Origin of the sequence: Mesorhizobium sp. M0761 (assembly GCF_040320205.1) — a bacterium.
Classification (GTDB): domain Bacteria; phylum Pseudomonadota; class Alphaproteobacteria; order Rhizobiales; family Rhizobiaceae; genus Mesorhizobium.
Genome location: NZ_JAMYPF010000009.1, coordinates 36431 through 59761, shown reverse-complemented (window position 1 = coordinate 59761; position 23331 = coordinate 36431). Strand labels below are relative to the sequence as shown.

At 61.9% G+C, this 23331-nt stretch carries 24 protein-coding genes; 14 read left to right on the top strand and 10 right to left on the bottom strand.

What is annotated here, in order from left to right:
* The first annotated feature begins 219 nt into the window (after window positions 1–219).
* Window positions 220–642, top strand: a complete 423-nt coding sequence (locus NKI32_RS16700; RefSeq protein ID WP_023671490.1) for a DoxX family protein — start codon at window positions 220–222, stop codon at window positions 640–642.
* Window positions 643–779: 137 nt separating this feature from the next.
* Window positions 780–1187, top strand: a complete 408-nt coding sequence (locus tag NKI32_RS16695) for a DoxX family protein (RefSeq protein WP_023712732.1) — start codon at window positions 780–782, stop codon at window positions 1185–1187.
* A gap of 259 nt (window positions 1188–1446) precedes the next feature.
* Here the strand turns inward: NKI32_RS16695 and ppx are convergent, their stop codons facing one another.
* On the bottom strand, window positions 1447–2979 hold the full coding sequence (ppx, locus tag NKI32_RS16690) for an exopolyphosphatase (protein ID WP_353003015.1): 1533 nt from the start codon (window positions 2977–2979) through the stop codon (window positions 1447–1449).
* Window positions 2979–5171: an RNA degradosome polyphosphate kinase gene (locus tag NKI32_RS16685; protein ID WP_023700662.1), complete on the bottom strand. Its 2193-nt coding sequence runs from the start codon at window positions 5169–5171 to the stop codon at window positions 2979–2981. Before NKI32_RS16685 ends, ppx begins: the two co-directional genes overlap by 1 nt.
* A gap of 233 nt (window positions 5172–5404) precedes the next feature.
* Here NKI32_RS16685 and NKI32_RS16680 point away from each other — a divergent pair, with 233 nt between their 5' ends.
* Both NKI32_RS16680 and NKI32_RS16675 read left to right on the top strand, forming a co-directional pair.
* Complete coding sequence (locus NKI32_RS16680) at window positions 5405–5650, top strand: zinc-finger domain-containing protein (RefSeq protein WP_023705697.1); 246 nt, start codon at window positions 5405–5407, stop codon at window positions 5648–5650.
* 19 nt (window positions 5651–5669) lie between these two features.
* Window positions 5670–6908: an FAD-dependent monooxygenase gene (locus NKI32_RS16675; RefSeq protein WP_353003014.1), complete on the top strand. Its 1239-nt coding sequence runs from the start codon at window positions 5670–5672 to the stop codon at window positions 6906–6908.
* A 222-nt stretch (window positions 6909–7130) separates the two neighbouring features.
* Here NKI32_RS16675 and NKI32_RS16670 read toward each other — a convergent pair whose 3' ends face one another.
* The 5 genes from NKI32_RS16670 to NKI32_RS16650 form a co-directional block, all read right to left on the bottom strand.
* Window positions 7131–7796 (bottom strand): TIGR02117 family protein, encoded by a 666-nt coding sequence (locus NKI32_RS16670; RefSeq protein ID WP_023821203.1) that lies wholly within the window; start codon window positions 7794–7796, stop codon window positions 7131–7133.
* A gap of 105 nt (window positions 7797–7901) precedes the next feature.
* Window positions 7902–8705, bottom strand: a complete 804-nt coding sequence (locus tag NKI32_RS16665) for an amino acid ABC transporter ATP-binding protein (protein WP_023671483.1) — start codon at window positions 8703–8705, stop codon at window positions 7902–7904.
* 85 nt (window positions 8706–8790) lie between these two features.
* Window positions 8791–9948 carry an amino acid ABC transporter permease gene (locus NKI32_RS16660; RefSeq protein ID WP_353003013.1) on the bottom strand — a complete coding sequence of 386 codons (1158 nt, stop codon included), beginning with the start codon at window positions 9946–9948 and terminating at the stop codon, window positions 8791–8793.
* 4 nt (window positions 9949–9952) lie between these two features.
* On the bottom strand, window positions 9953–11140 hold the full coding sequence (locus NKI32_RS16655) for an amino acid ABC transporter permease (protein ID WP_023671481.1): 1188 nt from the start codon (window positions 11138–11140) through the stop codon (window positions 9953–9955).
* Window positions 11141–11202: 62 nt separating this feature from the next.
* On the bottom strand, window positions 11203–12231 hold the full coding sequence (locus NKI32_RS16650; protein WP_023671480.1) for an amino acid ABC transporter substrate-binding protein: 1029 nt from the start codon (window positions 12229–12231) through the stop codon (window positions 11203–11205).
* Between the two features lie 458 nt (window positions 12232–12689).
* Here NKI32_RS16650 and NKI32_RS16645 point away from each other — a divergent pair, with 458 nt between their 5' ends.
* From NKI32_RS16645 to NKI32_RS16625, 5 genes are all read left to right on the top strand, one after another.
* Complete coding sequence (locus NKI32_RS16645) at window positions 12690–13859, top strand: cystathionine beta-lyase (RefSeq protein ID WP_023700668.1); 1170 nt, start codon at window positions 12690–12692, stop codon at window positions 13857–13859.
* A 226-nt stretch (window positions 13860–14085) separates the two neighbouring features.
* On the top strand, window positions 14086–15174 hold the full coding sequence (locus NKI32_RS16640; protein ID WP_353003012.1) for an HPP family protein: 1089 nt from the start codon (window positions 14086–14088) through the stop codon (window positions 15172–15174).
* 103 nt (window positions 15175–15277) lie between these two features.
* Window positions 15278–15946 carry an RNA polymerase sigma factor gene (locus NKI32_RS16635; protein ID WP_023715180.1) on the top strand — a complete coding sequence of 223 codons (669 nt, stop codon included), beginning with the start codon at window positions 15278–15280 and terminating at the stop codon, window positions 15944–15946.
* Window positions 15947–16060: 114 nt separating this feature from the next.
* Window positions 16061–16585 carry a DUF4142 domain-containing protein gene (locus tag NKI32_RS16630; protein WP_353003011.1) on the top strand — a complete coding sequence of 175 codons (525 nt, stop codon included), beginning with the start codon at window positions 16061–16063 and terminating at the stop codon, window positions 16583–16585.
* Window positions 16586–16595: 10 nt separating this feature from the next.
* Window positions 16596–16907, top strand: a complete 312-nt coding sequence (locus tag NKI32_RS16625) for a cupredoxin domain-containing protein (protein ID WP_353003010.1) — start codon at window positions 16596–16598, stop codon at window positions 16905–16907.
* A gap of 35 nt (window positions 16908–16942) precedes the next feature.
* Here NKI32_RS16625 and NKI32_RS16620 read toward each other — a convergent pair whose 3' ends face one another.
* The gene (locus NKI32_RS16620) at window positions 16943–17767 is read right to left on the bottom strand and encodes a crotonase/enoyl-CoA hydratase family protein (RefSeq protein ID WP_352764068.1); all 825 of its coding nucleotides are present in this window, start codon (window positions 17765–17767) and stop codon (window positions 16943–16945) included.
* Between the two features lie 81 nt (window positions 17768–17848).
* Here NKI32_RS16620 and NKI32_RS16615 point away from each other — a divergent pair, with 81 nt between their 5' ends.
* Window positions 17849–18439 carry a TetR/AcrR family transcriptional regulator gene (locus tag NKI32_RS16615; protein WP_352764066.1) on the top strand — a complete coding sequence of 197 codons (591 nt, stop codon included), beginning with the start codon at window positions 17849–17851 and terminating at the stop codon, window positions 18437–18439.
* Window positions 18440–18536: 97 nt separating this feature from the next.
* On the opposite strand, the gene NKI32_RS16610 is transcribed toward NKI32_RS16615, so the two are convergent.
* Together NKI32_RS16610 and NKI32_RS16605 are read right to left on the bottom strand one after the other, a co-directional pair.
* A complete protein-coding gene (locus tag NKI32_RS16610; RefSeq protein ID WP_353003009.1) occupies window positions 18537–19763 on the bottom strand; it encodes an anion transporter in 1227 nt (408 codons plus the stop codon).
* Window positions 19764–20529: 766 nt separating this feature from the next.
* Window positions 20530–20766 carry a hypothetical protein gene (locus NKI32_RS16605; RefSeq protein ID WP_023671471.1) on the bottom strand — a complete coding sequence of 79 codons (237 nt, stop codon included), beginning with the start codon at window positions 20764–20766 and terminating at the stop codon, window positions 20530–20532.
* A gap of 273 nt (window positions 20767–21039) precedes the next feature.
* Between NKI32_RS16605 and NKI32_RS16600 the strand changes: the two genes are divergently transcribed.
* The 4 genes from NKI32_RS16600 (at window position 21040) to NKI32_RS16585 (ending at window position 23243) form a co-directional block, all read left to right on the top strand.
* Complete coding sequence (locus NKI32_RS16600) at window positions 21040–21366, top strand: hypothetical protein (RefSeq protein ID WP_023727873.1); 327 nt, start codon at window positions 21040–21042, stop codon at window positions 21364–21366.
* Between the two features lie 770 nt (window positions 21367–22136).
* Window positions 22137–22304, top strand: coding sequence for a Thivi_2564 family membrane protein (locus NKI32_RS16595; RefSeq protein ID WP_023727872.1), 168 nt, complete (start codon window positions 22137–22139; stop codon window positions 22302–22304).
* A gap of 13 nt (window positions 22305–22317) precedes the next feature.
* Window positions 22318–22611 carry a hypothetical protein gene (locus tag NKI32_RS16590; protein ID WP_023730429.1) on the top strand — a complete coding sequence of 98 codons (294 nt, stop codon included), beginning with the start codon at window positions 22318–22320 and terminating at the stop codon, window positions 22609–22611.
* A gap of 161 nt (window positions 22612–22772) precedes the next feature.
* Window positions 22773–23243, top strand: a complete 471-nt coding sequence (locus tag NKI32_RS16585) for a GFA family protein (protein ID WP_023705683.1) — start codon at window positions 22773–22775, stop codon at window positions 23241–23243.
* The last annotated feature ends 88 nt before the right edge of the window (window positions 23244–23331 follow it).

The following is a 23331-nucleotide window of genomic DNA, read 5'->3' as shown; positions in this document are numbered from 1 at the left end:
GCGCGCAGCCCTTCCTCTTTGGAATTGCGTCAACTAGAAATCCGAATTGTGTGGCGGACAATTTGCTCCCGCCGCTGCTGGCCGCGACAAGAATTTTGCGTCGGTCGAACGATCCCGAAATGTACGTCCTGTGAACAATGTGTCGCCGGACTGGCGGCTTTGGTGAACAGTCGGCTTGGTCTATCTGACCGGGACATCAACCCTTTTCGGAGAGCCACCATGTCCATCAACACTTCCGCTGCCGGCGCCGGCATCGCGTCCAACAGCTCCACCACCATCCTGCTCGGCCGCATCCTGCTCGCCGCCATCTTCCTGCTTTCCGGCTTCGGCAAGCTCACCGCCATTTCCGGCACCGCCGGCTATTTCGGCGCCATGGGCCTGCCGGTGCCGACCATAACGGCCATTGTCGTCGGCCTGATCGAATTGCTCGGCGGCCTTGCCGTGCTCGTTGGCTTTCAGACCCGCATCGCCGCCTGGGTGCTCGCGGTCTTCACCATCGCCTCGGCCTTTGTCGCCCATACCGGCTGGGCCGACCAGAACCAGATGATCCATTTCCTGAAGAACGTCGCCATCACCGGCGGTTTCCTGCTGCTGGCTTCCTCGGGCCCTGGCGCCTACTCGATCGACGCCAAGCGCGGCTGAGCTTTCCCTCCCAAGCCTGAAAAAAGCGGCGTGGAATTTTCCACGCCGCTTTTTCGTTGTCTGCCCAAGCGCGCGCCCGTTCCATCCCTGCTAGGATCGGTCTCGAAACAGCCGGCGGACAGACAACGGAGATGACCATGCCCCGCGATGCATTGCTTCTGATTTCCCGGCTGCTGCTCGCCGCCCTGCTCGTTCCCTCCGGCTACCACGCGCTCGCCGACATTGCCGGGACGACCGGCTATTTCGCCGGCCTCGGCATGCCATTGCCGACGCTTGCTGCCTGGGGCACCGGGCTGTTCGAGTTGATTGCCGGTCTCTTGATACTGGTCGGCTTTCAGACGCCGGTCGTTGCGATACTTCTTGCCGCTTTCTGCATCGTTGCAGGCTCCATCGGCCACTACGGCCAGGGCGGCGATGACCCGATGCTCACCTTCCTGCACCAGCAGATGCTGATGAAGGATATTGCCATCGCCGGTGGATTCCTGGCGCTAGCCATGGCCGGCGCCGGGGCCTGGTCGATCGACGGGCGCCGCGCCGCGGTCTGATATCGTCAAATATCGTCCCAAGTTGATCCCACGCCGAGGCAGGTCGACCCCCACTCCGTCTCGGCTCCGCCGAGCCACCTCTCCCCCGATCGACGGAGTAGAGGAAGGGCTCGAGCCTATTGCCGCCAACGCTTTCCAACGAGGCTCCCTTCCTTTCCCTCCGGAGGGGGAAGGTGGCGGTGCGAAGCAGCGACGGATTGAGGAAGCCGGTCCTCGAACGCGAGGCCGACGACGACATGCTTTTGCTGTCAGGCCGCGCCTACTTCACCGACACGCTCTGCCCACCCTCGACCGCCAGCACCAGCCGGCGGTTGGTGATCCGCGCCAGTTGCGCCAGCCGTCCGGCCGGGCGTTCGCCGTAAAGATCGGAAAGTGAGGCCGGCAGCACCAGCGCCAACGTGCCATTGCCGCGGTTTTCCCATTTCAGCCGCGGCATGACGCCGGGCATGGCCGCCGTCAGCAGATAGACGACGCGCAGCACCGCCGCCAGGATGCGGGCGCGCTCGAGATAGCGCGGCGTCGCCAGGCCGCGGATTTCCGGCGCCGCATCGTTGAACACGCCTTCGTGGCGGAACAGGCCGACCAGCGCCAGGAAGGCACGGCCGGGGTGATCGACGCCAATGAAGGAGGCGTGGGCAATGATGTTGAGCGACTGCTTGCCGCGATATTCCGGGTGTGCGCGCCAGCCTATATCGGCCAGCAGACAGGCAGCGTGGCGATAGCGCGCCTCATCCTCCGTCTCGTCGATGCCGAAGGCGGCAAAGGTCTTGTCCGTCCATTCGACAAGCTCATGCGCATGGCTGACCGAGCGCGACCGCAGCCGCGCCAGTTCCTCCGAAGCGGAGACCAGCGGATCGGCCTTCTGCTCGGCAGGGTCGAGCAGCGAATAGAGAAACCCTTCGCGCACGCCCAATGCCGAGACGATTATCTTCGACGGCTGCATCGCCGCCATGATCTCCTGCAGCACGACCGCGCCATAGGGCAGCAGCGAACGGCGGTTCTTCGACACGCCTTCGATGCCCTTGACCTTCTCGATCTCGCCTTTCGCCACCTGCTTCAGGAAATTGGCGGCGCTGTCGACACCGATCTCATAGTGGTGCATGACGCCAAGCGGGTAGTTGGTCATTTCCATGTGCAGCCGGGCAAGGTTTCGCCAGGTGCCGCCAACGGCGTAAAAGGGCCGTCCCAGCCCGCCCTTCAACAATTTGGCGCGCGCCAGTTCGTCGCGGGTGATCTTTGCCGCCTGGGCGAGCGAATTCCTGGCCATGTCCTGCAGCCGCAGGCCACCCAGCGGCAGCGTGATGCCGTCGCCGATCGCCTCGCCATTGATGTCGATAAGCTCCAGGCTGCCGCCGCCAAGATCGCCGGCAATGCCATTGGCGGGGTGGAAGCCCGAAATGACGCCAAGCGCCGAATAATGCGCCTCCTGCCGGCCAGTGAGCACGCGGATCTCGGTCTTGAGCACCTCCTGGGCGCGGTGGATGAAATCGGGGCCGTTGATCGCTTCGCGGGCCGCGGCTGTTGCCAGCACAAACATGTGCTCCGCACCCGCCTGGTCGGAGAGCGCGCGGAAACGGCGGAACTCCTCCATCGAGCGCGTCACCGCCTCGGGGTCGAGCTTGCCGGTCGAAACGATGCCGCGGCCGAGGCCGGCCAGCATCTTTTCGTTGAACAGCAAGGTCGGCGAGCGCGCCAACCCTTCATAGACGACAAGGCGGATCGAGTTCGAGCCGATGTCGATGATGGACAGCGGCCGGCGATCCTGCAGCCGGCCTTGGGACGTTGAAATCATCAGCCGGTGTTCTTCTTGCGACGCTTGAACTGCGCGATGCGCTTGGGCGCATGCGACTTCAGCGCGTCACCCCGTCCCGACAGGCTCGGATTGGTCATGAAATATTCCTGCGCGTTGAACGGTTCCTCACCCTCCTCCAGCACGACGCGCCGGGAGGTTCCGTCAGCCAATACGTCGAAACTTTGCTGGTTGTCCATGATGTTGCCCAGCATGATCTGGCCAAGGATCTGTTCATGCACCGTTGGATTGGTGATCGGCACCATGGTCTCGACGCGGCGGTCGAGATTGCGTGGCATCAAGTCGGCCGAGGCGATGTAGACGATCGCCTCGTCCGACGGCAGGCCATGGCCGTTGCCGAAGCAGTAGATGCGGCTGTGTTCGAGGAAGCGGCCGACGATCGACTTGACCCTGATGTTTTCCGACAGGCCGGGCACCTGCGGCCGCAGGCAGCAGATGCCGCGCACGACGAGATCGATCTCGACGCCGGCACGGCTGGCATCATAGAGCGCGTCGATGATGTTGGGATCGACGAGCGCGTTCATCTTCATCCAGATGCGCGCCGGACGGCCAGCCAGCGCGTAGGCGACCTCGTCGGCAATGTGCTTGAGGATACGGCTGCGCAGCGTAAACGGCGAGATGGCGATCCGCATCTCATCGGTCGGCTCGGCATAGCCGGTGATGAAGTTGAACAGCTGGGCGACATCGCGCGCGATCGTCGGATCGGTGGTGAAGAAGGACAGGTCGGTGTAGATGCGCGCGGTCACCGGATGGTAGTTGCCGGTGCCGAGATGCACATAGTTGCGCAGCTTGCCGTCCTCGCGCCGCACTACTAGCGACATTTTCGCATGGGTTTTGAGTTCGAGGAAGCCGAACACGACCTGAACGCCGGCGCGTTCGAGGTCGCGCGCCCAGCGGATGTTGGCTTCCTCGTCGAAGCGCGCCTTGAGCTCGACCAGGGCGGTTACCGACTTGCCGGCCTCGGCCGCGTCGACCAAGGCGCGCACGATCGGGCTGTCGTTGGAGGTGCGGTAGAGCGTCTGCTTGATCGCCACCACCTCCGGGTCGGCCATCGCCTGGCGCAGGAATTGGACCACAACGTCAAAGGATTCATAGGGGTGGTGGACGACGATGTCCTTCTCGCGGATGGCCGCGAAACAGTCGCCGCCATGCTCGCGGATGCGCTCGGGAAAGCGCGGATTGTAGGGGGTGAACTTCAGGTCGTCGCGCGGCACGGCGACGATCTCGGAAATCTGGCTGAGCGCCAGCGGGCCGGTCAGAACGCTGATGCGGCTCGAAGAGACTCCAAGCTCGCCGGCGACGAACTCGCGCAATTCGCCGGGCATCGACTTGTCGAATTCGATGCGGATGACCGAACCGCGGCGGCGGCGCTTCAGCGCCGTCTCGAACAGGCGCACGAGATCTTCCGACTCTTCCTCGACCTCGATATCGCTGTCCCGGATGATGCGGAAGGTGCCTGAACCCTTGACCTCATAGCCGGGGAACAGCTTGCCGATATAGAGGCCGACAGCCTCCTCCAGTGGAATGAAGCGAACGTGCTGCTTGCGGTCGGGCAGACGGATGAAGCGCTTCAGCGCCACCGGCAGGCGCAGAAGCGCGCTCATCTCCTCGCCATTCTTGCGATGGCGCAATTGCAGCGCCATCGAGAAGCCGAGATTGGGAATGAACGGAAACGGATGCGCCGGGTCGATCGACAGTGGAGTCAGGACCGGGAAGACCTGGTCCTGGAAATGGTCTTCCAGCCAGACTTTCTCATCCTTGGTTAGTGCATCGCGGGTGATGCTCTCTATGCCTTCCTTGTTGAGCAGCAGCATCAGCGCTGAAAGGCTGTTCTGCTGGTCCTCCTGCAGCCGCTCGACCTCGCGCAGCAATTGTTCCAGCTGCTGCTCCGGCGTGCGGCCGTCGGGGCTCTTGAGCGCAATGCCTTCGCGCACCTGGCCCGCAAGGCCGGCGACGCGGACCATGAAGAATTCATCGAGATTGGCGGCCGAAATCGACAGGAAACGGACGCGTTCGAGCAGCGGATGGTGCTCGTTCTGCGATTCCTCGAGCACACGCCGGTTGAACTGCAGCCAGGAGAACTCACGGTTGACGAACCGATCGGGGTTGCCGCCCTCGGGGCTCGCCACCTCGACATTGATGAATTCGCTCTGCACCGGCTTCAGTTCGTTCATGGTTCCTGCTCTTCCCCGCCAACCGTCCCTTGGAGCGCCGCTGGACGTGCCATGCCTCTAACACGCTTTTGTGACGCATGGCCCTTCGGCGAAAACCATTCCGATTTCAGGGACATGCACTTAACCGGCTCACCGTATCCTCTGACAGGCTTTTGCGACAGTTTCATTTCATCGATCTTGCAAACAGGCCTGTTATGTTCCAGATGCTTTTCGACGAGATCAAGGAGACGACGATGGCAGGCGGTTCCATTCCCCACTTCCAGAACGATGCGGGCCATCCGGCAATCGACATCGGCGTCAAGGAATTCATGTGCACCGGCGCCAACCCGCCCTTCGACCATCCACACGTGTTCCTCGACATGGGCGACGACAATGAAAAGGTCTGTCCCTACTGCTCGACGCTCTACCGCTATTCGGCGAAGCTGAGGGCGACGGAAACGCTGCCGGCTGGTTGCCTTTATATCGACCAGGCCGCCTGATCCTTCCGCGACAAGCCCGATGGAAGACATCAGGTCCCGGCAGGTCATAATCGCCGGGGCCGGCATCGCCGGGCTGACCGCTGCCCTTGCCTTCGCCGGACGGGGTTATCCGGTAAAGCTGATCGAACAGGCACAGCACCTAGAAGCGGCCGGCGCCGGCATCCAGCTTTCGCCCAACGCAACACGCATTCTTGGAAAACTCGGCGTGCTCGACCGACTGCTGCCCGCAGCGTTGCGGCCGGAAGCGGTCGTGCTCAAGGACGCCGGGACGCTGCGCGAACTGGCGCGGGTACCGCTTGGGCAAGCCGCCGAAGCGCGCTGGCAGGCGCCTTATCTCGTCGCTCACCGCGCCGATCTGCAGGCAGCGCTGCTGGCGCAAATGGCCGAACGGCCGGAGATTGAGTTCATCACCGGCGCCCACGTGACCGGCATCGTCAAAGACGCGCAATATGTCGCCGTGACCGCCGAAGTGGACGGCCGCGAGATCGAGGCACGCGGCAAACTGCTGGTCGGCGCCGACGGCGTCTGGTCGGCGGTCCGGGCGCAACTCGCAGGCGAGGACTTCGTCAAAAGCCGTTTTTCGGGCGAACTCGCCTGGCGGGCTACAATCGCAGCCGACGGTGCGGCCGGAGAAGCCTTTGCCGCGATCGGCGCCGCCGACTGCGTCACCACGTTCCTGCATCCTGGCTTCCACATGGTCGCCTACCCCGTCAGCAAAGGCCGGACCTTCAATCTCGCCGCCTTCACCAAGGGTGAGCGCATGGCCGAAGGTTGGTCGGGCCATGCCGATCCCGCGATCCTCACGGCTGCCCTGCGCGGCACCGCGCCGGGCCTGACGAAGCTTGTGGCACTGGCCGGCCCATGGACGGCCTTTCCGATCCATACCGTCGAACAACAGCGGTGGACGAGCCCGCAGGGCATCGCGCTGATCGGCGACGCCGCGCATGCGATGACGCCGTTTGCCGCACAGGGCGCGGCAATGGCGATCGAAGATGCCATCACGCTTGCCGACGCTATCGCCGATTTCCCTGGCGATCTGCCCAGAAGTTTTCAAATCTGGGAAAATCTTCGGCGGCCGCGTGTCGCCAAGGCCGCGCGTCGTGGGGCCGTAAACCGCCTCGCCTGGCATGCTGCCGGCCCGGTGGCGATCGCCCGCAATCTGTTCCTGGCCATGCGCTCGCCTGACAAGCTCGCCGCCGACCTCGACTGGCTCTATGGATGGCGAGCGGACACTCGGCAGTCCAGATCGTCGACGTAGCGATCCTTCCCACCCCCCTCTGTCCTGCCGGACATCTCCCCCGCAAGGGGGGAGATTGGTGTCGCCGTCGCCTTCGCCAAAATCGCCGGCGTTGCAGCAGGAGCGCCGCGGGCAAAACGGCTGATCTCCCCCCTTGCGGGGGAGATGGCCGGCTGGCCAGAGGGGGGTGCTGTCCCGCTGACTTCAAAAGATCCAACACTGTCGCGGTGCGATGAAGGACTGCTAGTTATAAAACCGCATTGAAAATCCCAGCGAGGCCGGCAGCGGGTTCCACCAGCCGGTGCGCAGGCCGGCGGTGCGCAGGCCGGCGGCTGTCCAGGTGTTACAGCCGACAAGCGCGTTGAATTGGCCGTTCGCCTCGAAGAAGCGGTCGAAGCTGGAATAGGCGGCGTTCTCGATGACGACCGGACCATGCGGCCCTTGCTGGAAACTCGCGTCGATATAGTTGAGCAGCGCTGCAAAACGTTCCTCATCGATGTCGAAACCGGTGACAGCAGGGTGCGGCTCGGCGATGGTCCCGGCGATATCGACATGCATGACCGAGGCGTCCAGTGTCAGCGCCTTGAGGACGGGCACTGCTTTCAGCTGCGACCAGCTCGGCGTCTCCAGATAGAAGGCCCGGCCGCCCCAGCCAAAGACGATGTAGCGCACTTCCGGGGCGTCGACAGGGATGCCGGCAGCGACCAGGAAATGGAAGCGCCGGCGCACCTCGTCATCGACGGGAATGGCGATGTCGGTGTGGATCGGATTCTCCAGCACCAGAATATGGCGCGTGCCCTCACCCGCCGCTGACGCCGGCCACAGCGGACGCGGCACCAGCGTGCCGAGCGTGGCAGCGAGCGCGACCACGATAATCAGCATGGCCACGAAACGCAGGGCTTTTCTCATGCGGCGGCGGCTTTGTGTTTCAATGGAGAAGATCAACCCCGACCCCAGATAGCAAAAGAGCCCGGCCGCATTACGGCCGGGCTCTTTTGGTTCGCATGAAAATGCTCAGTGCAGGATCTGCGACAGAAACAGCTTGGTGCGCTCGTGGCGCGGATGGTCGAAGAACTCGGCCGGCGTGTTCTGTTCGACGATCTGGCCCTGATCCATGAAGATCACCCGGTTGGCGACCTTGCGGGCAAAGCCCATTTCGTGGGTGACGCACAGCATGGTCATGCCTTCCTCGGCAAGGCCCACCATCGTCTCCAGCACTTCCTTGATCATTTCTGGATCGAGCGCCGAGGTCGGCTCATCGAACAGCATGATGCGCGGGTTCATGCACAGCGAACGCGCGATCGCCACGCGCTGCTGTTGGCCGCCCGACAGCTGGCCCGGATATTTGTTGGCCTGTTCGGGGATCTTGACGCGCTTGAGGAAGTGCATGGCGATTTCCTCGGCCTGCTTCTTCGGCGTCTTGCGCACCCAGATCGGTGCCAATGTGCAGTTCTCCAGGATGGTCAGATGCGGGAACAGGTTGAAGTGCTGGAACACCATGCCGACCTCGCGGCGCACCTCGTCGATCTTCTTGAGATCGTTGGTGAGTTCCTTGCCGTCGACGATGATCTTGCCCTTCTGGTGCTCTTCCAGCCGGTTGATGCAGCGGATCATGGTCGATTTGCCCGAGCCCGAAGGACCGCAGATGACGATGCGCTCGCCGCGCATCACCTTGAGGTTGATGTCCTTCAGCACATGGAACTCGCCATACCATTTGTGCATGCCGATGATGTCGATTGCGACATCGGTGGTCGAGATGTGCATCTTCTTGGCATCGACCTTGATCTCTTCGGCGCTGACGGCGTTTTCTATGACCATGGCAGGTTCCCCTTTTTTGTTCTGTCTTTTAGCTATGATGCATGTCGTTGTCCCAAAACCGCTAAACACTTTTGGGCGACATGCATCAACGTTTGTGGCCGGTGTCGAGCCGGCGTTCCGTATACATCGAATAGCGCGACATGCCGAAGCAGAACAGCCAGAAGACGAAGGCTGCAAAGATGAGACCGGATCTCGCGGTCTGTGGCGTCGCCCAATTGGCGTCCGAGAAGTTCTGCTTGACGACGCCAAGCAGGTCAAACATCGAGATGATGATGACGAGGCTTGTGTCCTTGAACATACCGATGAAGGTGTTGACGATGCCGGGGATGACCAGCTTCAGTGCCTGCGGCAGCACGATCAGCACCATCTTCTGCCAGTAGCCCAGGCCAAGCGAATCCGCACCCTCATACTGGCCCTTGGGGATCGCCTGCAGGCCGCCGCGCACCACTTCCGCCATATAGGCGGCGGCAAACAGCGAGACGCCGATCAGCGCCCTGAGATATTTGTCGAACGAAACCCCGGCGGGCAGAAACAGCGGCAGCATGACGCTGGCAAAGAACAGAACGGTGATCAGCGGGATGCCGCGAACGAACTCGATGAAGACCACGCACAGTGTCTTGACGATCGGCATCTTGGAGCGCCGGCCGAGCGCCAGCACGATGCCCATCGGCAGCGACACGGCAATGCCGACAAAGGACAGGCTCAGCGTCACCAGCAGCCCGCCCCATAGCTGGGTCTCCACATGCGGCAGGCCGAAGATGCCGCCGACCAGGAGCACGAACGCGATGATCGGCAGTGCCAGGAATAGAAGAATGGCGTTCAACCCCTTGCGCGGCACACGTGGCATCAGCAACGGCACCAGCAGCGCCACGAACAGGACGGCGACCAGGATCGGCCGCCAGCGCTCTTCCAGGGGATAGCGGCCAAGCATCAACTGGCCGAACTTCGCGTTGACGAAGGCCCAGCAGGCGCCTGACCAACCGTCCGGCTGGATGCCGCCTTGCGCCACCGTGGCGCATACAGTCCGGTCCGGCCCCGTCCACTGGGCGTTGATGAAGGCCCAGTTGAGGACGGGCGGCACGATCATCACCACCAGCGCAATAGCCACTACAGTCAGGATGACGTCGCCCACCGAACCGATCAGGTTCTTGCGAACCCAGGCCAAAGGCCCCCGCACGCCGGCCGGGGCTTGTTGAGCGAGTGCCATTTCGGTCCGCACCCAGGAGGTATCATGTTCCTGCATGGTCTTACCTCTCCACCAGCGCCATCCTGGCGTTGACCACATTCATCACCGCCGACGTCACCAGGCTGATGATGAGATAGACGACCATCATGATCAGCACACCCTCGACCGCTTGACCGGTCTGATTCAGCACTGTGCCGGCGATCGCCGTCAGGTCGGGGTAACCGATGGCAATGGCCAGCGACGAGTTCTTTGTCAGGTTGAGATACTGGCTGGTCAGCGGCGGGATGACGATCCGCATGGCTTGGGGAACGACGACAAGCCGCAGGATAGATCCCGGCCGCAGCCCCAGGGCGCCAGCCGCTTCGGTCTGACCCTTGCTGACGCCGAGAATGCCGGCGCGCACGATCTCGGCGATGAAGGAGGCCGTGTAACAGGACAGCGCCAAATAGAGAGACAGGAACTCCGGCCCGATCTGAAAGCCTCCGGTCAGGTTGAAGGTCGATTGCTTTGGAAAGTCGAAGCTCAAGGGAAAGCCGCTCAGCGCATAGGCCAGGAGCGGAAGGCCGACGATCAGCGCCGCCGAAGTCCAGAATACGGGAAACTGCTGGCCGGTTGCCATTTGCCGCTGGCGTGCCGTGCGCGCGACAAAAAAAGCCATGGCGATGCCGACAAGCAAGGCGACAAACATCAGCCAGGAGCCGTCGCCCCAGATAGCGCGCGGAAAATAGAAACCGCGTTGGTTGAGGAAAGAGCCGAACGGCAAATTGAAACTGTCGCGAGGCGCCGGCAGTACCGCGAGCACGCCTGAATACCAGAAGAAGATCACCAGCAGGGGCGGAATGTTGCGGAACACCTCGACATAGACCGTGCAAATCTTGCGAACCAGCCAGTTGCGCGATAACCGGCCGACGCCGACAATGAAGCCAATGATGGTCGCGGTGATAATGCCGGCAACGGCGACGATAATGGTGTTGATAAGCCCGACGACAATGGCCTGGCCATAGGTCGAATCAGAATCATAAGCGATGGGCCTGACTGGAATGTCAAAGCCTGCTCGGTTGTTCAGGAAGCCAAAACCGGAAGTAATATGCAGGCGCTGCAGGTTGACGATGACGTTGTGGACGATCCACCAGACGCCCGCCACCAGCAAGATGACAACCACCGCCTGGAAGAAAAACCCGCGGACTTTCGGATCGTTGATGAAGGAACCGCGGCTCGGCTCCTCGCGAAGAACTTCCTGCGATGCCATTGCTCATCCCCTGGAAAGAGAAACCGGAAGGCAGATGATCTGCCTTCCGGATCACATTTCGATCAGCGGATCGGCGGTGCGTATTGCAGGCCGCCCTTGGTCCACAGCGCATTGATGCCGCGCGCGATCTTCAGCGGGCTGCCGGTGCCGACATTGCGCTCGAACATCTCACCGTAATTGCCGACTGCCTTGACGATGTTGACGACCCAGTCATTGCTCACGCCAAGGTCGGTTCCGATCTTGGTTTCGGCTTCCTGACCGAGCACGCGCTTGATCTCCGGATTATCCGAGGTCTTCATCTCTTCGACATTGGCCTGGGTGATGCCCAGTTCCTCTGCCTGCAACAGGGCGAAGTAGGTCCACTTGACGATGTGGTACCACTGGTCGTCCCCCTGGCGTACGGCGGGGCCGAGCGGCTCCTTGGAGATGATCTCGGGCAGCACGACATGGTCGGCCGGCGCACTCAGCGTCAGGCGGATGCCATAGAGGCCGGATTGGTCGGTGGTGTAGACGTCGCAGCGGCCGGCGTCATAGGCAGCGTTGACCTCTTCCAGCTTTTCGAAGACGACCGGGTTGTACTCCATCTTGTTCGCCTTGAAGTAATCGGCGAGGTTGAGCTCGGTGGTGGTGCCGCTCTGCACGCAGACTGCCGCACCTGAAAGCTGCAGCGCCGAATTGACGCCAGGCAGTTTCTTGGCGTTGATCATGAAACCCTGGCCGTCATAATAGGTGACGCCGATGAAGTTCAGGCCAAGCGCGGTATCGCGATTGATGGTCCATGTGGTGTTGCGCGACAGGAGATCGATCTCGCCCGACTGCAACGCGGTGAAGCGCTCCTTGGCGCTGAGCGGCGTGAACTTGACCTTGGAGGCATCGCCGAAGACTGCGCCAGCGACAGCGCGGCAGAAATCCGCGTCGATGCCTTTCCAATCGCCTTTGTCGTCAGGCGCCGAGAAGCCGGCCAGGCCCGTCGAGACACCGCACTGGATGAAGCCCTTCGCCTTGACGGTATCGAGCGTTGTCGCCGACGCGGCCGAAGCCATCCATCCAAGCGCAGCGGCACCGAGAATGCCAATTGCAATATGTTTCATAACCCACAGACCCTTTTCTGTTTTCAGGTAAACCCTGATCCTCAGGCAAATCCTGATCTTTTCCCGCGTGAACCCGGCTCCCATCCGGCTCATTCCGGAACCTCGCGTCGTAACCGACGCCCGGCCCCTCCCATTCACGAACTGCATCGAAGGCGATTATCTCCGTGAGGTCAAGGGAAATGACCGTTTCACGACAGCTTTGAAAACCAATTGCCGCAAATGCCTGAATTGCGGACAACAGCATCAGGAAAGCAGCAAGCCCCGCAAATAAAACCGGCAAAGTCCGTCGACGCTAATCCACATCCACTCATGAAATCCGCGGCTCTGGATCGCCAGGCTTTCCAGACTATTCATGGGGGAATTGGCCTATGCAAAGGGCACCGCCTGGCGGGCGCCCGCTGTTGCACGGCCAATGCCGCCGCTCTATGGCTAGCGCTTTCACCACAAGGCGAAGAGCAATGGCGACTGACGGCAACGAAATGGGTATCAACACGCGGCTTGCCCATTCGGGCAACAATCCGCACGACTATTTCGGCTTCGTCAATCCGCCGATCGTGCATGCCTCGACCGTGCTCTATCCCAATGCGTCGGTGATGGCGGCGCGCAGCCAGAAATACACCTATGGCACACGCGGCACGCCGACCACCGATGCGTTGGCGCATGCGATCGACGCGCTGGAAGGCTCCGCCGGCACAATAATCGTGCCGTCGGGCCTGGCGGCGGTGACCGTCCCGTTGCTGGCGTTTCTCTCGGCAGGCGATCACATCCTGATTGTCGATTCCGTCTACCATCCGACCCGCAATTTCGCCGACACGATGCTGAAGCGGCTGGGTGTCGAGGTCGAGTATTACGATCCGCATGCCGGCGCCGGCATCGCCAGCTTGATCAAGCCGAACACCAAAGTCGTGTTTACGGAATCACCGGCCTCCAACACCTTCGAGGTGCAGGACGTTCCGGCGATCGCCAAGGCGGCGCATGAAACGGGCGCCATCGTCATGATGGACAACACCTGGGCAACGCCGCTCTATTTCCGTCCGCTCGACCACGGCGTCGATATCTCGATCCATGCGGCGACGAAATATCCGGCCGGGCATTCGGACGTGCTGCTGGGCACAGTGTCTGCCAATGCCAACTGCTGGAAGCAGCTTTGCGAGACGTTCTACACGATGGGCTGCTGCGCCGGCCCCGACGACGTCTACCAAGTCCTGCGCGGCCTGCGCACGATGGGCGTTCGGCTGGATCACCATCAAAAGAGCGCGCTTTCGATTGCCACCTGGCTTGAAGGCCAGCCCGGCGTGGCCCGCGTGCTGCACCCGGCGCTTCCCAGCCACCCCGACCACGCGGTGTGGAAGCGTGATTTTTCCGGCTCGAGCGGCATCTTTTCCATCGTGCTCAAAGGCGGCGGCCAGAGACAGCAGCATGCCTTCCTCGATGCGTTGAAAATTTTCGGTCTCGGCTATTCCTGGGGCGGCTATGAGAGCCTTGCCGTGCCGGTCTTCCTCGGCGACCGTACCGTCGCCAAGGGCCCCTATGACGGCCCGCTGATCCGGCTGCAGATCGGACTCGAGGATGTCGAGGACCTCAAGGCCGATATCCTGCGCGGGCTGGAAGCGGCCGCTGCGGCATGACACCAGCAAACTTGCCAAGCTGATTCCGCTAGCCGGCTTAACCCGTTGAAAGGATTGGCGAGCGGCTTTCGTAGGGCGATCGACCTCGCAAAGCCGCTCATCGGTCAACCAAGCGCAATGTTATTTCCCCAACGCGCGCTTTTTCGGATCGGTTTGACTTTCAAAATCGTCGGGCCAACGCCATTGCAGGCGCTGCGCGCGCAATTCCAGCCGGACTGAGCTTGCCATGGCCTTTCGTCTCTTTGTCCCCATTCTCGCCGGCGCGACGCTGCGCGAGCGCCTCATCGCCTGCATCGGGGCGATGATCGGCATTGCGCTGACCGGCGCGATCGGCGCGCTGGTGCTTGGCAACGGGCCGCATGTGCCGCTGCTGGTGGCGCCGATGGGGGCATCTGCAGTGCTGTTGTTTGCGGTGCCTGCAAGTCCGCTGGCGCAGCCATGGTCGATCATCGGCGGCAATACAATATCGGCGCTGGTCGGCGTGATCGTGGCCCATTTCGTCCATCAGCCCGTTCTCGCCACGGGCATTGCCGTGGCGATGGCGATCGCCGCCATGTCGTTCTCACGCTGCCTGCATCCGCCGGGCGGAGCCGCCGCACTGACCGCCGTGCTCGGCGGGCCGGCCGTGATCGGTGCCGGCTTCCTGTTTCCGTTCGTGCCGGTGGCGCTGAACTCCATGATTCTGGTCGCGCTCGGCTATGCTTTCCACAGGCTGTCGCGACGCAGCTACCCGCATGTGCCGGCCCCTGCCCCGAAAAGCACGCACGGAACCATCGATCCGCCGGCTCAGGAGCGCATCGGCTTCCGGGCCGAGGACATCGATGCCGCGCTGGCTGCGCTCGACGAGACCTTCGACATCGACCGCAACGATCTCGAACAACTGCTGCGACAGGTCGAACTGCAAGCGACGATGCGCGCACACCGAACCATGTTGTGCGAGGACATCATGTCGCGCGACGTGATTTCGGTCGATGAACACGCGTCTGCCGATCGGGCGCGTCATCTGCTGCTCGACCACAATATCCGCACGCTGCCGGTTGTAGACAAGGACGCCAGGCTGGTCGGCACCGTTGGATTGAGGGAATTGGCGCGAGCCGACGAAGCCGTCGGAAGCGTTACCTCGACAGCGTCGACCGCCGCCGCCGGTACGCCCGCCATGGCCCTGCTACCGGTGCTCACCGACGGCCGCACCCATGCAGTCATCATCTTGGACGGGGACAGCCGCATCCTTGGCCTGATCACGCAGACCGACCTGCTTGCGGCCACGGCGCGAGCGCAGGCTGCTGACAAGCCGCTGGCGCAAGCAGTATTCTAGGCGCCGTCGGAGCCGGGCGAAAATGGCCGGGAACCTTTAGCCGGCGATGTCATCCAATGTCTTGATCGAGGTTTCGGACGGGGATTGGATCGAGGAACTGGCCATGCCTGCTATGTCTGTACCAATGCCCACAGCTGCTTCAAGCGAGATGCTTCTCGTGCGCCGCGCGCTGGCACGCGAAGGCAACGCCTTCCGCATCATCATGAAGACCCATAATCAGCGGCTCTATCGCATCGCTCGCGGGGTGGTGCGCAACGATGCTGAAGCCGAGGACATCGTCCAGGAGGCCTATGTCAGAGCCTTTGCCCATCTCGATGCCTTTCGCGGGGAGTCCTCATTGGCCACCTGGCTGTCGCGCATCGTCATCAACGAGGCGCTCGGCCGTCTGCGCAAAAGGCGGCGGACGGTGGCGAAAAACCCGCAAGCCGAAATCATCCAGTTCCCCCTCAATCCCAGCGACGATCCGGAGCGGACGATGGCGCAGCGGCAGATCCTCGAGTTGGTCGAACGGGCGACCGACAGCCTGCCCGATGTCTACCGGACGGTGTTCGTGGCGCGGGTGATCGAGGGGCTCAGCATCGAGGAGACCGCCGAGCTACTTGGCGTGCGACCGGAAACCGTCAAGACAAGGCTACACCGCGCCCGCGCCCTGATGCGCAAGGCACTCGACGACCAGATCGGGCCGGTGCTGCTCGACGCATTCCCATTCGCCGGCCGGCGCTGCGACAGGCTGACCAGCGCCGTCATGCAGCGGCTCGGCCTGGAGAGCTGATCATCGGCTGATTGGCCGATTTCCCCGGGAACGTTTGCCGCCGCTGCGCATCCAATGACCGTCAACTGAAAAACATGGCCCGGCGCGATCCCGCGCCCGGGCGAAGGAGATGCCATGCTTACCCGACACACCGCCGCCCTCGCTGCCTTGCTGCTGCTTGGCGCTGCCCCGCTCGCACAAGCCGCCGACAAGCCGACGGACCCGCAGATCGCCCACATCGCCTACACGGCAGGCGTCATCGATGTGGAAGCCGCCAAGCAGGCGATCAAGAAATCGAAGACCAAGGAGGTCGTGGATTTCGCCAACGACATGGTGCGCGACCACGAAGCGGTCAACGCGCAGGCACTGGAACTGGTAAAGAAGCTGAAGGTGACGCCGCAAGACAACGCAACCAGCCAGGCGCTGACCAAGGCTGCGGCCGAGGAGCGGGCGAAGCTCGCCAAACTCGACGGCGCAGCCTTTGACAAAGCCTATGTCGACAACGAGATCGCCTACCACAAACAGGTCGACGGCGCGCTTGAAACCCTTTTGATCCCATCGGCCAGTAATACCGAGTTGAAGAGCCTGCTGGAGACCGGCCTGAAGATTTTCCAGGGCCATGAACAGCACGCCGAGCATGTTGCAGGTATGCTGAAGTAAGGACCAGGCTATGACGAAACGGCAGCTGTGGATTGCACTGGCGCTGGTCTTCGGGACCTCACCCGTGCAGGCCGAAACCATCCAGGTCACCATCGACAAACTTATCTTTTCGCCGGCCACCGTCGACGCGAAGGTCGGCGACACGATCAAGTGGGTGAACAAGGACGTGTTCGCACATACGGCTACCGTCAAGGGTGGCTGGGAAGTGATGATCCCGCCGAAGACAACAGCGAGCCTGACCCTGCGGAAGGCGGAAGCGGTCGAATATTTCTGCCGCTTCCACCCCAACATGAAAGGTCATGTGGCCGTGACGGCGCCTTGATCCAGGTCCGCAAGCCCGTCCTGCTGCGTTGAGGCTCACCTGGCTTCATCCGGCCGGGTGATGTGCGTCCACGAGCCGTCACAGCCCGGCTGGCGCCGTGCGATCCAGGCATCCAGCCCTTCGCGCAGATCAGCGGTCGGAGCCATGCGGGCGAACTGCTCAGCCTCGACAGCCAAGCCTTCCGCGATGCTCTGGCTCAGGCCGCGCGCCACTGCTGTGAGGATCGAGGCAATTGCTGCAGGAGAATGCCTGGTCATGCGCCGGGCGAGATCAATTGCGGCGGGCATCAGCTCCTCATGCGGCACCACCTGGTTGACGAGGCCGAGTTCGACGGCGCGCGGCGGCGGGAACCAATCGCCGGTCAACAGCAGCTCGAGCGCCCGCTTGCGCCCTGCCAGCCTCGGAAGCCGCTGCGTGCCGCCGAAAGCAGGCGGCATTGCAAGGTTGATCTCAGGCTTGGCGAACAAGGCGCGGTCGCTGGCGATAGCGAGCGGCACGGCTTCGGTGATCTCGCAGCCGCCGCCGAAGGCGATGCCGTTGACGGCGGCGATGACGGGCTTGCGGAATGCCTCCAGCCTTGCAGTCAGCCGCTGTCCGCGCATGACGAAGTCGCGCAGGGCAACGTCGACGCCGATGGCCACGCTGCCTGAGAATTCATGGATGTCGCCGCCGGCGGAGAAGGCGCGCTCTCCTGCTCCAGTAAGGATGACGGCGCGGATTGCATCGTCGGTCTCGGCGGCATCGAGGAGCGCAAGCAGGCGATCAATCAGCGCATAGTTCAAGGCGTTGAGCTTTTCCGGCCGATTAAGTGTGAGGATGGCGATCCCGTTGCGGGCCTCGGTGAGCACAAGCTCGGTCATGTCTTTTCCTTCCCTGTGTTTGTCGACGGAGAGGATCAGGCTTTCGGTTGTATGTATATTCACTAGTCGGTATACTTGCGTATGAGCGAAGCACCGAGCCCTACCCGCAAACTCATTGTCGATGCCGCAACGAAGCTGTTCTATGCCGAGGGGATCGGCCGCGTCAGCGTCGATGCAGTGGCGGAAAAAGCCGGGCTGACCAAGCGCACGCTCTACTATCATTTCAAGAGCAAGGACGATTTGATCGCGGCCTATCTCGACGGTCGCGACCAGCCGAACCTCAAGCAGATGGCCGGCTGGTTCGAGATGGCCGAAGGCGATGTCGAGCGCAAGGTCGAGGCGATTTTCACCAATCTGGCGCGCGTGGCGAAGCACCCGAAATGGAGAGGCTGCGGCTTCCTGCGCACGGCAGCCGAACTCGCTTCCATGCCCGGACACCCCGCCGTTAAAGCGGGGGCGCGGCATAAGCAGAATTTCGAGACATGGCTGGCCGGCGAACTCTCAGGCCACGGCGTCGACGAGCCGCAGACCCTGGCGCGCGAAATCGTGCTTTTGATGGACGGCGCGTTCTCGATCATGCTGATCCACCGCAACCCCGACTATATCGAGGCGGCCGGACATGCCGCTGCAACGCTGGTTCGGGCAAGGTTAGGATCGGCGACTATCCGCTAGAGCGTTTCACCGTCTAATGGAGACGGCGAAACACTCTATCTCTTTGTTTTGACGCAATCCGGACGGAAAACCGTTTCACACTTTTCCTGGAATTGCTCTAGAATCCAGCCGCCAGCCATGCCGTCCCGACGGCAAGGGTCAGCAGCGTCAGTGGCAGGCCGACCTTGAAGAAGGCTGAGAAGGACAGCTGCGTGCCGGCCGCCCGCGCCTGTTCGGCGACGATCAGGTTGGCGACTGAGCCGAGCAAGGTGAAGTTGCCGGCCAGCGTCGAGCTCATCGCCACCACCAGCCAGGCACGCCCGGGGTTTTCAAGGCCGGGTATGAATGGCCGCAGCGCCAGCACGGCCGGAACATTGCTCATGATGTTGGAGAGCACCGCGGTGAAGCCCGATAGCCGCCAGACGTCGTCCAGCCCGAGGTTCTTGGCCGAGGCGATGATGTCGGGTGTCAGCAGCGTCTTTTCGGCGCCGGCGACAACGATGAACAGGCCGGCGAACATGAACAGCAGCGGGCCGTCGATCTCGCGGTAGATGCGTGCCGGCTTGATGGCGCGGGTGAGCAACAGGATGGCGCCGCCGATGAGCGCTGCCTTGGCAACCGGAACGCCGGCGAAGAAGGCGATGGCCAGGCCGATGCAGACAACCACCGCCTTCAGCACCTGTCCCGGCAGCATGCGGCCGCGATAGACTTCCGGGTTGAGATCGGCGGTGCGGGCGAATTCGGCGCGGTAGACCATGCGCACGATTACGATGACCGCGACGAGGCCGGAGAGGGCAACCGGCGCCAGGGCGGCCGAAAAGGCGGGGTAGGAAATTCCCGACAGCGCGCCGATGACCATGTTCTGCGGGTTGCCGGTGATGGTGGCGACGCTGCCGCAGTTGGACGCTGTGGCGGTGGCGATTAGATAGGGAATGGGATTGCGGTTGATGACACGGGTGACGTGGACGACGATCGGCGCCATGACCAGGCAGATGGCGTCGTTGACCAGGAACGCCGACAGCACGCCGGTCAACAGCGTCACCATCACCAGCAGCACGAAAGGCGCGTGCGCATGCTCGATAGCGTAGGCGCCAAGCGCCCGGAAGGCGCCGGACACCTTCAGATGCGCCACCACGATCATCATGCCGAGCAGCAGCGTAATGGTGTCGAAATTGATGGCGCGATAGGCATCTTCCATACTGAGTGCGCCGATGGCGATCATCGCCGCACCCCCCAGCAAGGCGATCCCTGCCCGGTCGAGACGGAGGCCTGGAATACGCCCGATTGCGACGCCGGCATAAGTCAGGACAAGGATCAAAAGTGCCGCTGCGCCCATCAATGTCATTGGCAGACATCCTTGTCCAAACGAACCGACGCAGGAACGGACTGTTCCCGCTCAGGCATTTGCCGGGCAGCTTTAACGCCGCCCCAGCAAAGCGAAAGCCTATAACGATCCGAATGCGAAAATCGGTGGGCAAAATCGCGGGTCGGCCGATGCCGGGAGCAACCGGAGCTTGATCTTGAGACGGCCGAAATTGGGAATGAGACATGCGCGGCGGACTGCCGGTGGCCTGAGATTGCCATCCGCGAAACTTCCCCTCGGAAGGCTCGTGACTTATGTAATTAAATTCTAATTTAGGCTTTCCGGGTATGGATAGCTTAGCTATATTTCGGCCGTGGAGTTTCAGATGGTCCAGGTTCTTGAGAGGGAATGCCGTGTCTCGGAAAACGAGGCTCTGCTGGCCCGCCCGATGGAATGTCCACAATGCCACGGAACCCGCAAGGTGTTTGTCTGTGCCCGGTGGGCGAGCTCGAACGGCCATTGCTGCCCCGGAGGAACACACCGGCTCAGTTGCCCCGGTCACAGCGTCGCGTGCATGGAGTGCGAAGAGAACCTTGAGCCTATCTGAAAGCGATCGCGACTATTTCCTGTTCGGAAAACGCAAAAAGCCCGCTCCGGCGAACCGGAGCGGGCTTTGCAACCATACGCCAAGAGTACCCTGCTGAGACCAGTACCCTGCCGAGAGCCGACCCGCTTTGCGTTTCCGCCACGGCAATAAATTGGTAGCGGCACTTCCAGAAAAAGCGATTGTAGGCTAACCGCCGTCGGATTACTCGCCCGACTGGCCGTCGCCAGTCACACTGCTGCCCAGAATTCCAAAGTCCTGAGACTTAGTTCCTTGTCCCGCAGTCAGGAATCCATCCGCATCCAGGCCGCGCCGCAGCAGTTCCCGCACCGCCGCGGACCGGCTTGGCATGCGCTTTTCGAAGCGCCAGTTTTCCAAGGCAGCCAATTCCTCGGCTGTCAGCATGATCTGCAGTCGCTCGGGTCGTTCCAGTTCGGCCATTCGCGCCTCCAACCGTCAAGACCAAAAATATGGTGAGTTAGTATGTGTCTCAATTGCAGTATAGCTAGGGGTCCCCGTGCAGCGCGTCAAGAGAGGCTGATGGGTGACTCACATACAAGACCAACGATGAGGAAGACACGCCGATAGCACAACCCTCGCAGTCTGCTAACTGCTTGATTTACTTGAGAATATTTTATATTCTTCTTGCCATCTGAAGGTCGTTGGCGCATCTTGATCACGACGGGACAACCGGCTCCTGAAAGGAAGGTTTCCATGCGCTACGGATATTCGGCTCGGCTACGGGAGGATCTCAATTCACGGGTCCTGGGCGCGCTGCGCTCGCGCGGAATGGTCAATATTGCGGTGGTTGCCGAGGACATACGATTGCGTAACCTGGACGAGAACGTCGCCCTTGAAGACGTCGAGCGGCTTGTGATGCAGACGGCCCAACTCTACGGCGCGGTGATGGAATTGGACGGACTGACCTCCGTCGAGGCGGGGAGATTGACTTCGCTTGCCGACGATAAGCACGAACTGTCTGGCATCGGCAATTCCGACACCACAGGCGGCCAAACCGCTCCCCTGCTGGGATTGTCCTAAGCGCGACCCTCTCTTTCAATCGACAAAATCCGCGAGAGAGATTTGGACCGAACTCGGCGGCGCCTGGAGCGTCCAGACGACGCCTTGTCCCCAAATTCCAGTTGTCCGGTGCCGCTAAGCGCTTGTGGCGCAACCCGCTGGAGGACGACGGAGCCAAAACCGCGGCGCGTCGTCCCACTCATTCGGCGGCCTCGTTGTAGAACGTGATGCGGCCCCGTGTGTCGATGGTGTAGGCTGCAACGGGCAACGCTCCCAACAAACTGGCGGGCCCGACACCTGGGATTCCAATCCCCGCATGTTGGATGACGTATTTCCCTACCCCAAATTCCCCACCTGCTCGATTTGCCCGTTCCGCGGTAGCTGAGATGCACGTGCGAGGTTTCGGTTCCCGTCGTCCCCTTGGGACGGCAATTGTTCTCCTGCGAAAAGGCGATCACCCGCCGGGCGGCGCCGGATCTCAGGGCTCGCGCAAATGTCGACAACGAAGCGCAACTCAGGCCGTCTTTGTCGGAAGCTCGTCAACCCGAGGCGGTTCTCCCGTTAGCCCCGCCTGACGCCAGCAACAAGTTGCCTGGGACTGTGTCGCCGATGGCAAACGACAACCATTGCGGCAAACAGGCCCTGATCGGCATCCAGCTTCAAAGGCTGCGGAACGTTGTTTCGCGGCCTTTACGCTGCGCCGATGGCTTCGCATCGACAGGAACCAATCAAGGGCCAGAGCGTTTGCCGCTGCGTACTCTTCTCAGACGTAGCCAGACGGAGTGAGGGACATGGCTTCATCGGTACTTATCGGCATTCTAATCACTTTCCTGGTGATCATCCTGGTGCTCTATCTCATCCAGCGTCTGCCGCTCGATGGCCGCACGAGGCAGATCGCGCAGATCGTTGTCCTCATTATCGGCATCATTTCGCTGTTGAAATACCTGGCCGTATTTTAGGATAAGGATCGCCATGACATCCCAAACAATCGCATGGATCATTGGAACGGCGTTGTTTGCAGCAACAAGCACGGCCCACGCCCGACCCGACACGCGTTCGATGAGCTGCGAGGAGACGCAGCGCCTGATCCAGAGCCATCACTCGGCGGTGTTGACGACCGGCCAGAATACTTACGATCGCTATGTCCGCCAATACGGCAACGAGTGCGACTGGCCGGAGGTGCCGGTCGCTGCCTCCGTTCCGACACGTGATCGCCAGTGCCGTGTCTATTGGTGCCGGGAACCGGTGTTCGATTTCCCGAACTGACACATCCAGCAGCCTTGCGGCGGTCGTTGCCATGGCGCTCCCGGGTTCAGACGATGCTTTGCGCGAGGCGACATGGAACCCTTGCGCTGCGGGTGAATTGATTGTGCGCATGGCGCTGCAAGATGTAGCGGTGTGATGCCCAACCAGATGGAGGAGCGGTCATGCCCAATGATACAAGGCGGAGCGGCAGCTGCCTGTGCGGCGGCATCCAGTTTTCGGTGACGGGAGATCCCTTTCGGATTGGCCTTTGCCATTGCAAGGACTGCCGCAAGGCTAGCGGGTCGGCTTTTTCGGCGTTTGCAGTGTGGCCGCTCGAGGCGTTCGAAACGACGGGTATCGTCAGCAGCTACGGCGACAGAAGTTTTTGTCCCACCTGCGGCGGCCGGGTCCCTTTGGTTCGTGAGAATGAGGTGGAAGTGACGATTGGCAGCCTCGATGAGGTGCCCACCGAAGGGCTGGAGCCCAGCTATGAACTCTGGGTCAATCGCCGTGAGCACTGGTTGCAACGCTTGCCTGCCGCCCGGCAATTCGAGCACGACCGAGTCGATGACGAGCCGACAAACCGGACAGCCGAACCGATTTCTGACGGTGTCGAGACGCCGTCTAGCTTGCCGCAACGCAAGTCGGCCTAGCGCGAGCGGCGCAGACAGCCGGCAGGCAGGAAATTCATTCTCGAAACCGCCCGATGCCGACAGGACCGGGTCCGACAACATTTCACCC

What these genes read in the sequence shown, in the direction of transcription:
- NKI32_RS16605 (WP_023671471.1), bottom strand. Translation starts at nt 20,766, where the DNA reads ATGGCCGAACTGGAACGACCCGAGCGACTGCAGATCATGCTGACAGCC.
- NKI32_RS16585 (WP_023705683.1), top strand. Translation starts at nt 22,773, where the DNA reads ATGCCCAATGATACAAGGCGGAGCGGCAGCTGCCTGTGCGGCGGCATC.
- NKI32_RS16675 (WP_353003014.1), top strand. Translation starts at nt 5,670, where the DNA reads ATGGAAGACATCAGGTCCCGGCAGGTCATAATCGCCGGGGCCGGCATC.
- NKI32_RS16650 (WP_023671480.1), bottom strand. Translation starts at nt 12,231, where the DNA reads ATGAAACATATTGCAATTGGCATTCTCGGTGCCGCTGCGCTTGGATGG.
- ppx (WP_353003015.1), bottom strand. Translation starts at nt 2,979, where the DNA reads ATGATTTCAACGTCCCAAGGCCGGCTGCAGGATCGCCGGCCGCTGTCC.
- NKI32_RS16620 (WP_352764068.1), bottom strand. Translation starts at nt 17,767, where the DNA reads ATGACCGAGCTTGTGCTCACCGAGGCCCGCAACGGGATCGCCATCCTC.
- NKI32_RS16670 (WP_023821203.1), bottom strand. Translation starts at nt 7,796, where the DNA reads ATGAGAAAAGCCCTGCGTTTCGTGGCCATGCTGATTATCGTGGTCGCG.
- NKI32_RS16660 (WP_353003013.1), bottom strand. Translation starts at nt 9,948, where the DNA reads ATGCAGGAACATGATACCTCCTGGGTGCGGACCGAAATGGCACTCGCT.
- NKI32_RS16600 (WP_023727873.1), top strand. Translation starts at nt 21,040, where the DNA reads ATGCGCTACGGATATTCGGCTCGGCTACGGGAGGATCTCAATTCACGG.
- NKI32_RS16680 (WP_023705697.1), top strand. Translation starts at nt 5,405, where the DNA reads ATGGCAGGCGGTTCCATTCCCCACTTCCAGAACGATGCGGGCCATCCG.
- NKI32_RS16625 (WP_353003010.1), top strand. Translation starts at nt 16,596, where the DNA reads ATGACGAAACGGCAGCTGTGGATTGCACTGGCGCTGGTCTTCGGGACC.
- NKI32_RS16630 (WP_353003011.1), top strand. Translation starts at nt 16,061, where the DNA reads ATGCTTACCCGACACACCGCCGCCCTCGCTGCCTTGCTGCTGCTTGGC.
- NKI32_RS16695 (WP_023712732.1), top strand. Translation starts at nt 780, where the DNA reads ATGCCCCGCGATGCATTGCTTCTGATTTCCCGGCTGCTGCTCGCCGCC.
- NKI32_RS16665 (WP_023671483.1), bottom strand. Translation starts at nt 8,705, where the DNA reads ATGGTCATAGAAAACGCCGTCAGCGCCGAAGAGATCAAGGTCGATGCC.
- NKI32_RS16655 (WP_023671481.1), bottom strand. Translation starts at nt 11,140, where the DNA reads ATGGCATCGCAGGAAGTTCTTCGCGAGGAGCCGAGCCGCGGTTCCTTC.
- NKI32_RS16590 (WP_023730429.1), top strand. Translation starts at nt 22,318, where the DNA reads ATGACATCCCAAACAATCGCATGGATCATTGGAACGGCGTTGTTTGCA.
- NKI32_RS16700 (WP_023671490.1), top strand. Translation starts at nt 220, where the DNA reads ATGTCCATCAACACTTCCGCTGCCGGCGCCGGCATCGCGTCCAACAGC.
- NKI32_RS16640 (WP_353003012.1), top strand. Translation starts at nt 14,086, where the DNA reads ATGGCCTTTCGTCTCTTTGTCCCCATTCTCGCCGGCGCGACGCTGCGC.
- NKI32_RS16645 (WP_023700668.1), top strand. Translation starts at nt 12,690, where the DNA reads ATGGCGACTGACGGCAACGAAATGGGTATCAACACGCGGCTTGCCCAT.
- NKI32_RS16595 (WP_023727872.1), top strand. Translation starts at nt 22,137, where the DNA reads ATGGCTTCATCGGTACTTATCGGCATTCTAATCACTTTCCTGGTGATC.
- NKI32_RS16635 (WP_023715180.1), top strand. Translation starts at nt 15,278, where the DNA reads ATGCCTGCTATGTCTGTACCAATGCCCACAGCTGCTTCAAGCGAGATG.
- NKI32_RS16610 (WP_353003009.1), bottom strand. Translation starts at nt 19,763, where the DNA reads ATGACATTGATGGGCGCAGCGGCACTTTTGATCCTTGTCCTGACTTAT.
- NKI32_RS16685 (WP_023700662.1), bottom strand. Translation starts at nt 5,171, where the DNA reads ATGAACGAACTGAAGCCGGTGCAGAGCGAATTCATCAATGTCGAGGTG.
- NKI32_RS16615 (WP_352764066.1), top strand. Translation starts at nt 17,849, where the DNA reads ATGAGCGAAGCACCGAGCCCTACCCGCAAACTCATTGTCGATGCCGCA.